Origin of the sequence: Actinoplanes sp. NPDC051633, assembly GCF_040681735.1 — a bacterium.
Classification (GTDB): domain Bacteria; phylum Actinomycetota; class Actinomycetes; order Mycobacteriales; family Micromonosporaceae; genus Actinoplanes.
Genome location: NZ_JBFAZH010001588.1, coordinates 1 through 1,426, shown reverse-complemented (window position 1 = coordinate 1,426; position 1,426 = coordinate 1). Strand labels below are relative to the sequence as shown.

Below are 1,426 nucleotides of genomic sequence, written 5' to 3'. Positions count from 1 at the left end.
GCGGTAACTGGCCGGCTACGGCCCGGCGAGCGTGAAGGACATGCAGGCCTGGAGCGGCCTGACCCGGCTGACGCCGGTCTTCGAGAAGCTGCGGCCAGGGTTGGTCAGCTACCGCAACGAGTACGGCGCGGAACTGTTCGACCTGCCGGACCGCCCGCTCGCCGACCCCGGCCGTCCGGCGCCGGTCCGCTTCCTGGCCGGCTTCGACAACGTCACCTTCGGATACTCCGACCGGCGCCGGATCATCGCCGACGAGCACCGCCCGGTCCTGGTGGAGCGGGCCGCCCTGACCATCGACGGCTACGTGCGCGGCTCGTGGAAGATCCGGGCCGGCGCGATCGACGTCCGGTTCTTCGACCGGGTCACCCGGGCCGAGCGGGCGGCCGTGGAGGCCGAGGGCGAGTTGCTGGCCGCATTCGCCGGAGTGGACACGCTGAACGTGTAGGACGCGCCGTCCCGTCTCAGGAGGCGAGGACCAGGGCCATCCGGCCGGTCCGGTTGCGCTTCGCCTCGTACATCGCCGCGTCCGCGCGGGCGATCAGCGACTCGGCCGCGGCCGTGCCCGGCGCGGCCCAGGCGACCCCGATGCTCGCCTGCGGGTGGATCTCCTGGTCCTCGAGCTCGAGCGTGGCCGCGTTCAGAGCGGCGACCACGGCCTCGCCGATCCGGCGGGCGCGCTCCGCGTCGGCGACATCGCGGCAGACCACGACGAACTCGTCGCCACCGAAGCGGCCGATCGCGTCGTTGCCGCGGACGGAGGTGCGCAGACGGTCGGCGACCAGCATCAGCAGGCGGTCGCCGACGGCGTGCCCGAAGCGGTCGTTGACCGTCTTGAAGCCGTTCAGGTCGAGGAACATCACGGCCGTGCCGCGGCCGCTGCGCGCACCGAGGGCCTCGTGCAGCGCGGCCAATGTGGACGCCCGGTTCAGGCATCCGGTCAGCTCGTCGTACGTGGCCCGGTGGCGCAACTCCTCGCGCAGCCGGGACGCGTCGGTGATGTCCGCCAGGCAGATGATCGCGCCGGTAACCGTGCCGTCGTCACCGGTCAGCGGGCGCAACGTCGCGTGGATCCGGCGGGCGCCGGTGACCCGGCTGCGGTAGCCGTACTCGATCTCGATGTGGTCCTCGCCGCGCAGCACGGCGTCGATCGCGGCGATCGCGGCCGGCCGATCGCCGGCCGTGATCCCGTTCATCTCCATCTTGTCGCCGACCCGGCTGCCGGTGGCGTGCGCGACCCGCGAGTTCTGATAGACGACCGTGCGGTCGGTGTCGATCTGGAGCACACCCAGCGGCAGCGTCTCGGTGAGCCGGGCGAGCATCTGCTCGTTGGCCCGCAGCGCCTCCTGGGCGGCCATCTCGTCGGAGATGTCGAGCATCTCGGCGAGCACGTGCGGCGTCCCGGGGTCGTTCACGCGGCTGTGGTTGG

Annotated in this window: 2 protein-coding genes; one reads left to right on the top strand and one right to left on the bottom strand. The window is 72.3% G+C overall.

The features are described from left to right. The first annotated feature begins 7 nt into the window (after window positions 1-7). Window positions 8-445, top strand: coding sequence for a crosslink repair DNA glycosylase YcaQ family protein (locus AB0M20_RS43375; protein ID WP_364307320.1), 438 nt, complete (start codon window positions 8-10; stop codon window positions 443-445). Window positions 446-461: 16 nt separating this feature from the next. Here AB0M20_RS43375 and AB0M20_RS43370 read toward each other — a convergent pair. Next, a partial coding sequence (locus AB0M20_RS43370) for a diguanylate cyclase (RefSeq protein WP_364307319.1) occupies window positions 462-1,426 on the bottom strand: 965 nt, incomplete at its 5' end.